This is a genomic window from Micromonospora sp. NPDC003776, assembly GCF_053605645.1.
Genome location: NZ_JBSGJR010000028.1, coordinates 22380 through 28440, shown reverse-complemented (window position 1 = coordinate 28440; position 6061 = coordinate 22380). Strand labels below are relative to the sequence as shown.

Sequence of the window (6061 nt, the reverse complement as noted above, 5' to 3'; positions counted from 1 at the left end):
ACGGGGCCGCTGTTGGCGCGGCCCCGTGCGCCGTGCTCCCAGTCCCATCAGCGACGCTCACAGCCAGGGTGGCGGGCCCTCGAACGTGAGGGCGTGCACGTCGAACAGCACGGCCGCCGCCACGCCCAACGCCGGTCCACCCTGACGGGCCCCCCAGGTGAGGAACGGCCCCGGTTCCGGGCCGGCCACCCCCAGGCCCTTGGTGTACTCGGCGTGCGCGGCGAGTGAGGCGATGCCCCGCCGCAACGGCTCACCCGTGACATCCACGCCGTGCGTCGGCCGCTCGGCCCCGGCGAAGCAGACGTAACGCACGCCGCCCCACGGCGACAACCCCTCGTCCACCAGCTCCGGGAAGATCCACCGGTTGCCCGCGTCGCGCGCGGCGTCCAGCGTGGCCAGCCCCACCGCCCGGTGGTCGGCCTGATTGGTCATGCCGCCCACCATCCGGACGGTGAAGGCGCCGGAGACGACGACCTCGGGCCGGTGGCGGCGGATCGCCCGGACGATGTCGCGGCGCAGGTCGGGGCCGTACTCGACGACGCCGTCGCGGTGGTCGAGGAACTCCACGACCTCTACGCCGACCTCCCGGGCCGCGGCGCGCTGCTCCTGCTCGCGCAAGGGCCCGGCCTGGTCCGGGTGCACGGCGTCGATCCCTGCCTCGCCGCGCGTGGCAAGCAGGTAGGTGACCTGCTTGCCCTGTGCGATCCACCGGGCGATCGCCGAGGCCGCACCGTACTCGATGTCGTCCGGGTGTGCGGCCACCGCGAGACAGCGGTCCCAGTCCTCCGGCAGCGCCGGTAGAAGCTCGTCCACGTCCACACCGTAGCCGCCGGGTCGCCGATCCGTCACCGCCGTGTCGGCCCGTCGCCGTCGGCCGAGCGAGCGATACTGAGCGGGTGGATCCCCGCCGGCTGCACCCGCAGGCCCGGGCGGCGATGCAGGTCCAGCACCGTGTCCCGCTCACCCGGGCGAACCTGCCGGCGGCACGGCTGAGCATGGTCGAGGCGACTCCCGCCGAGGTGGGCAGCGGACCGGCGATCCGGTCCGTGCTGGACGTCGACGCCGGCGGCGTGCCCGCCCGGCTCTACCGGGACCGTGACCACGACGTCCTGCCGGTGGTCCTCTACGCGCACGGCGGCGGCTGGGTGATGGGCAGCGTGGAGACCCACGACGGGCTGTGCCGACACCTGGCGGCGGCGTCCGGGTGGGCCGTGCTGTCCGTGGACTACCGGCTCGCGCCCGAGCACCCGTACCCCGCCGCGGTGGACGACCTGTCCTGCGCGCTGACCTGGCTGCGCGGGCCCGGGGCGGCCGCCCACCGCCTCGACCCGGACCGGACAGCGGTGGCCGGTGACTCGGTGGGCGGGCACCTCGCGGCGGTGACCGCGCGGCGCGCCCGGGATGCCGGCATCCGCCTTGCCGGGCAGCTGCTCATCTGCCCGGTCATCGACCCGGCGGCCGACTACCCCGACCTGGACGAGTACGGCCTGGACCGGGAGGAGATGCGGTTCTTCTGGGACGCGTTCGCCCCACCCGGCGTGGACCGGGCCCAGCCGGATGTGAACCCGCTCCGCGCCGACCTGGCCGGCCTCGCCCCCGCCGTGGTCATCACCGCCGAGCTCGACCTGCTCTCCGCCGAGGGTGAACGGTACGCGGCCGGGCTGCTCGCGGCCGGCGTCCCGGTCACCGCGGTCCGATACCAGGGACTCATCCACAACTTCCCGCGGAAGCTGGCCCTGTTCGACGCCGCCCATGTCGCCCTGGCCCAGTTGGCCACCGCGCTGAGCCGCTGGTGAATCGGTCGGTACGTTGCCGACCAGCCGGTCCGGAGTCGCGCCGACGCCGACACGTCGGACCTGCCTCGTATGGTGGTGGGGTGGCTGAGCGATCTCTGACCTTGATGGCGGTGCACGCGCACCCCGACGACGAGGCGACGAGCACGGGCGGCATCCTCGCCCGGTACGCGGCGGAGGGAGTCACGACCGTGCTCGTGACCTGCACCGACGGCCGGTGCGGCGACGGGCCCGGTGGGGTCAAGCCGGGCGACCCCGGGCACGACCCGCAGGCGGTGGTGGCGATGCGCCAGGCCGAGTTGACGGCCAGTTGCGAGGCGTTGAAGGTCACCCACCTGGAGACGCTCGGCTACGCCGACTCCGGAATGATGGGCTGGGCGGCCAACGACGCGCCCGGAGCGTTCTGGAACACCCCGGTCGGGGAGGCCGCCGACCGGCTGGCCGAGTTGATCCGTCACTACCGGCCCGACGTCGTCGTCACCTACGACGAGAACGGCTTCTACGGCCACCCGGACCACATCCAGGCGCACCGCATCACCATGGCGGCGGTCGAGCAGACCGGCATCCCGGCGAAGGTCTACTGGACCACCGTCCCGCGTAGCGCGTTCGAGGAGTTCGGCCGCGTCATGAAGGAGATCGGCGTCGAGTTTCCCGAGCCGGACGGGCCGTCGGAGGAGATGCCGGAGCTCGGCCTGCCGGACGACCAGATCACCACCTGGGTGGACACGAGCGCCTACGGCGCGCAGAAGTTCGAATCCCTGGCCACCCACGCCAGCCAGGCCGAGAACATCTTCTTCCTGCAACTCGGCCAGGAACGGTTCACCGAGCTCATGGGTGTGGAGACCTTCGTCCGGGTCCAGGACACCACCGGTGCGCCCACACCCGAGGACGACCTGTTCGCCGGGCTGCGCTGAACGGGCAGTGGCCGGCACCGGTCGGCCCGCGGGCACTCCGGCTCAGCTCAGCCGTTTGGCGCGGGCCATGAGGTAGCGCTGTTCCGGAATGCTGGCGGTCCGCTTCGCGGCCAACTGGTAAGCGTCCCGTGCCCCGGCCAGGTCCCCGGCCATCTCCAGCAGATGGGCGCGGACGGCGTGCAGCCGGTGGTGCCGGGCCATCCGTTCGTCGGTCTCCAGGGTGTCCAGCAGGGTCAGCCCCGATTCGGGCCCGTCGGTCATGGCCACCGCGACCGACCGGTTCAGGGTGACCATCGGGTTCGGGGCCAGCCGTTCCAGGATCCGGTACAGCGCGGCGATCTGCGCCCAGTCGGTCTGCGCGGCGCTGGGCGCCTCCAGGTGCACCGCCGCGATCGCCGCCTGCAACTGGTACGGCCCCGGCGGCGACCCGGCCATCGCCCGCGTGACCAGGGCGACGCCCTCCTGGATCGCGTCGGGGTCCCACCGCGTACGGTCCTGCTCGGCCAGCGGCACCAACACCCCGTCCGGGCCGGTACGCGCCGGACGGCGGGCGTCGGTCAGCAGCATCAGGGCGAGCAGCCCGGCCACCTCTCCGTCGGCGGGAAGAGCCCGGTGCAGTGACCGGGTCAGCCGGATCGCCTCGGCGACCAGGTCGGGGCGCTGCAGGTCGGCGCCGGAGCTGGCCGTGTATCCCTCGTTGAAGATCAGATAGAGAACCTGGCGCACCACCCGCAGCCGGTCGGCCCGCTCTGCCGCCGGTGGCAGGTCGAAGGTGGCACCGGCCGCCTTGATCCGCTGCTTGGCCCGGCTGATCCGGGGCCCCATGGTCGCCTCCGGCACCAGGAACGCGGCGGCGACCTCGGCGGTGGTCAGGCCGCCGAGGGCGCGCAGGGTCAGCGCCACCTGGGAAGCCGGGGTGAGGGACGGGTGGCAGCACATGAACAGCAGGGTCAGCGTGTCGTCCGTCTCCGGCGCCTGCTCCGACCCCACACCGGAGACGACCGGCAGCCCGGCGAGTGCGGCGGCCGTCGCCTCCCGACGACGGCGCGCCGCCTCGGCACGCACCTGGTCGACCAGCCGGCGGGTCGCGACCGTGGTCAGCCACGCCCTCGGATTCTCCGGCACCCCGTCGGCGGGCCACCGGGTCGCTGCGGCGAGCAGCGCCTCCTGCACGGCGTCCTCGGCGGCGTCGAACTGCCCGTACCGGCGGGTGAGCGCACCGAGGACCCGCGGCGCGAGTTTCCGCAGCAGGTCCTCGGCGCCCGCCCTCACATCTCCATCCCGGTCGAGAACATCACCGGCCGTACCTCGACGCCCAGCCCGTCGATGGCCGCGTCCGGGATCATCGCCGCCAACTCCACCGCGCGGTCCCGGTCGGCGCATTCGACCAGGTAGTAGCCGCCCAGGAACTCCTTCGCCTCCAGGTACGGGCCGTCGCTGACGACCGGCACGCCGTCGCGCACCCGTACCACCGCGCTGTTGGACGGATCCGCCAGCGCCTGGGTGACGATCAGCTCGCCGGACTCCTGGATGGCCTTGATGAAATCACCGTGGCCGTTCATCAGCGCCATGCTCTGGTCCTCGGTCAGGGCCTCCAGCACGGCCGGGTTGTTGTGCAACAGCAGCAGAAACTTCATCTCTGTCCCCTCCTGTCGTCGGTCCGGGGCGGGCCGACACCAGGGAGTCGGAGCACACCCGGTGACCTTGACGTCGGCCACTCAACATTTTTCGTCGCTGCCCGGAGGCCGGGCTATCCGTCCGCGGGCCGAGCGCAAGAACGTCCGATCGGCGCCGACCTCCGCACGACACCCGTCGAACGAGGAGGAACCACAGGTGCCCACCGTAACGCCCGCCGCGGGAGCGACCCGTTCCGGCCTGCGCGAGTGGCTGGGACTGGCCGTGCTGGCGCTGCCCACCCTGCTGGTGGCCCTGGACATCAACTCGGTGTTCCTGGCCCTGCCTCATCTCGGCGTCGACCTCGACGCCACCGCCGCACAGCAGTTGTGGGTGGCGGACGGGTACGGGCTCATGGTGGCCGGATTCGTCGTCACCATGGGTACGCTCGGCGACCGGATCGGTCGGCGCCGGCTGCTGATGGTCGGTGGCGCGGCCTTCGGCCTGCTGTCGCTGGTGTCCGCCTACGCGGTCGACCCGCTGACGCTGATCGCGGCCCGACTGCTCCTCGGCGTCGCGGGCGCCACCCTGATGCCCTCCACCCTCGCCCTGATCAGCACCATGTTCACCGAGGTCCGGCAGCGCGCCCTCGCCATCACGGCGTGGTCCACGTGCGTGTTCGCCGGCGCCGCCCTCGGACCGGTGCTCGGGGGAGTGCTGCTCACCCACTTCTGGTGGGGATCGGTGTTCCTGATCGGCGTGCCGACCATGGCCCTGCTCCTGGTCGCTGCCCCGCTGACGCTGCCCGAAGCCCGCAACCCCGAAGCCGGCCGGCTCGACCTGACCAGCGTGGCGTTGTCCCTGGCCGGGATCCTGGCGCTCACCTACGGCGTCAAGCAGTTGGGCACCGGCCGGGCCGACGTGCCCCTCGCCCTCGCCGCCGCGGTCGTCGGCTCGCTCTTCATCGTGCTGTTCGTCCGGCGCCAGCGCCGGCTGCGCGACCCGCTGCTGCGGCTGGACCTGCTGCGCGACCGCACCGTGTCGGCCGTGCTGGTCGCCCTGGTCGTCACCGGCGCCGGACTGGCCGGCATCGGGCTGCTCACCACGCAGTACCTGCAGGTCGTGCGAGGGTTGTCCCCGCTGGCCGCGGCCGTCTGGTTCGCCCCGATGGGGCTCGCGCTGGCCGCCGGTTGCACGCTCGCCCCGTTGACCCGGCGACGGCTCTCCGCCGGTGCCGCGATCGCCGGCGGCCTGGCGCTCTCCACCCTCGGGTTCCTGCCGGTCGCGCTCGCCGACGGGCCGGTGACGGTGATCGCCGGGGCCGCGCTGATCGCCCTGGGCACGGGCCCACTGTTCGCGCTGGGCACCGGCATCGTGATCGGCTCCGTCGCCCCGGAGCGGGCCGGGTCGGCGGCGGCACTGTCGGAGACCAGCAACTACCTGGGGGGTACGGTCGGCATCGCCCTGTTCGGCACCCTCGCGGCCGGCGTCTACCGCGCCCGGCTGGCCGGATTCGGCGAAGCACCGCCCGCCGCCCGGGAGTCCGTCGCCGACGCCGCCTCGGTCGCCGCCACGCTGCCCGCCGATTCGGCCGGCCGGCTGCTGGAGGCCGCGCACTCCGCGTTCACCAGCGGCCTCAGCGTCGTCGCCGGCTGCGGCGCCGTACTCTTCCTCGCCCTGGCCGTGCTCACCGCCCGGCGCTTCCGCTGATCACACGACCGGGCGGAGGGCTGGCGACGA

At 73.3% G+C, this 6061-nt stretch carries 6 protein-coding genes; 3 read left to right on the top strand and 3 right to left on the bottom strand.

What is annotated here, in order from left to right; all coding sequences use genetic code 11:
- Positions 1-57 precede the first annotated feature (57 nt).
- On the bottom strand, positions 58-813 hold the full coding sequence (locus tag ACWEVO_RS04895; protein ID WP_452306248.1) for a PIG-L deacetylase family protein: 756 nt from the start codon (positions 811-813) through the stop codon (positions 58-60).
- An 83-nt stretch (positions 814-896) separates the two neighbouring features.
- Between ACWEVO_RS04895 and ACWEVO_RS04890 the strand changes: the two genes are divergently transcribed.
- Positions 897-1796, top strand: a complete 900-nt coding sequence (locus ACWEVO_RS04890; RefSeq protein ID WP_452306247.1) for an alpha/beta hydrolase — start codon at positions 897-899, stop codon at positions 1794-1796.
- Between the two features lie 80 nt (positions 1797-1876).
- Positions 1877-2707: a PIG-L family deacetylase gene (locus tag ACWEVO_RS04885; protein WP_452306246.1), complete on the top strand. Its 831-nt coding sequence runs from the start codon at positions 1877-1879 to the stop codon at positions 2705-2707.
- A gap of 42 nt (positions 2708-2749) precedes the next feature.
- On the opposite strand, the gene ACWEVO_RS04880 is transcribed toward ACWEVO_RS04885, so the two are convergent.
- Both ACWEVO_RS04880 and ACWEVO_RS04875 read right to left on the bottom strand, forming a co-directional pair.
- Complete coding sequence (locus ACWEVO_RS04880) at positions 2750-3979, bottom strand: RNA polymerase sigma factor (RefSeq protein WP_452306245.1); 1230 nt, start codon at positions 3977-3979, stop codon at positions 2750-2752.
- The gene (locus ACWEVO_RS04875) at positions 3976-4344 is read right to left on the bottom strand and encodes a YciI family protein (protein ID WP_452306244.1); all 369 of its coding nucleotides are present in this window, start codon (positions 4342-4344) and stop codon (positions 3976-3978) included. Before ACWEVO_RS04875 ends, ACWEVO_RS04880 begins: the two co-directional genes overlap by 4 nt.
- A gap of 196 nt (positions 4345-4540) precedes the next feature.
- Between ACWEVO_RS04875 and ACWEVO_RS04870 the strand changes: the two genes are divergently transcribed.
- Positions 4541-6031: an MFS transporter gene (locus ACWEVO_RS04870; protein WP_452306243.1), complete on the top strand. Its 1491-nt coding sequence runs from the start codon at positions 4541-4543 to the stop codon at positions 6029-6031.
- Positions 6032-6061: the final 30 nt, after the last annotated feature.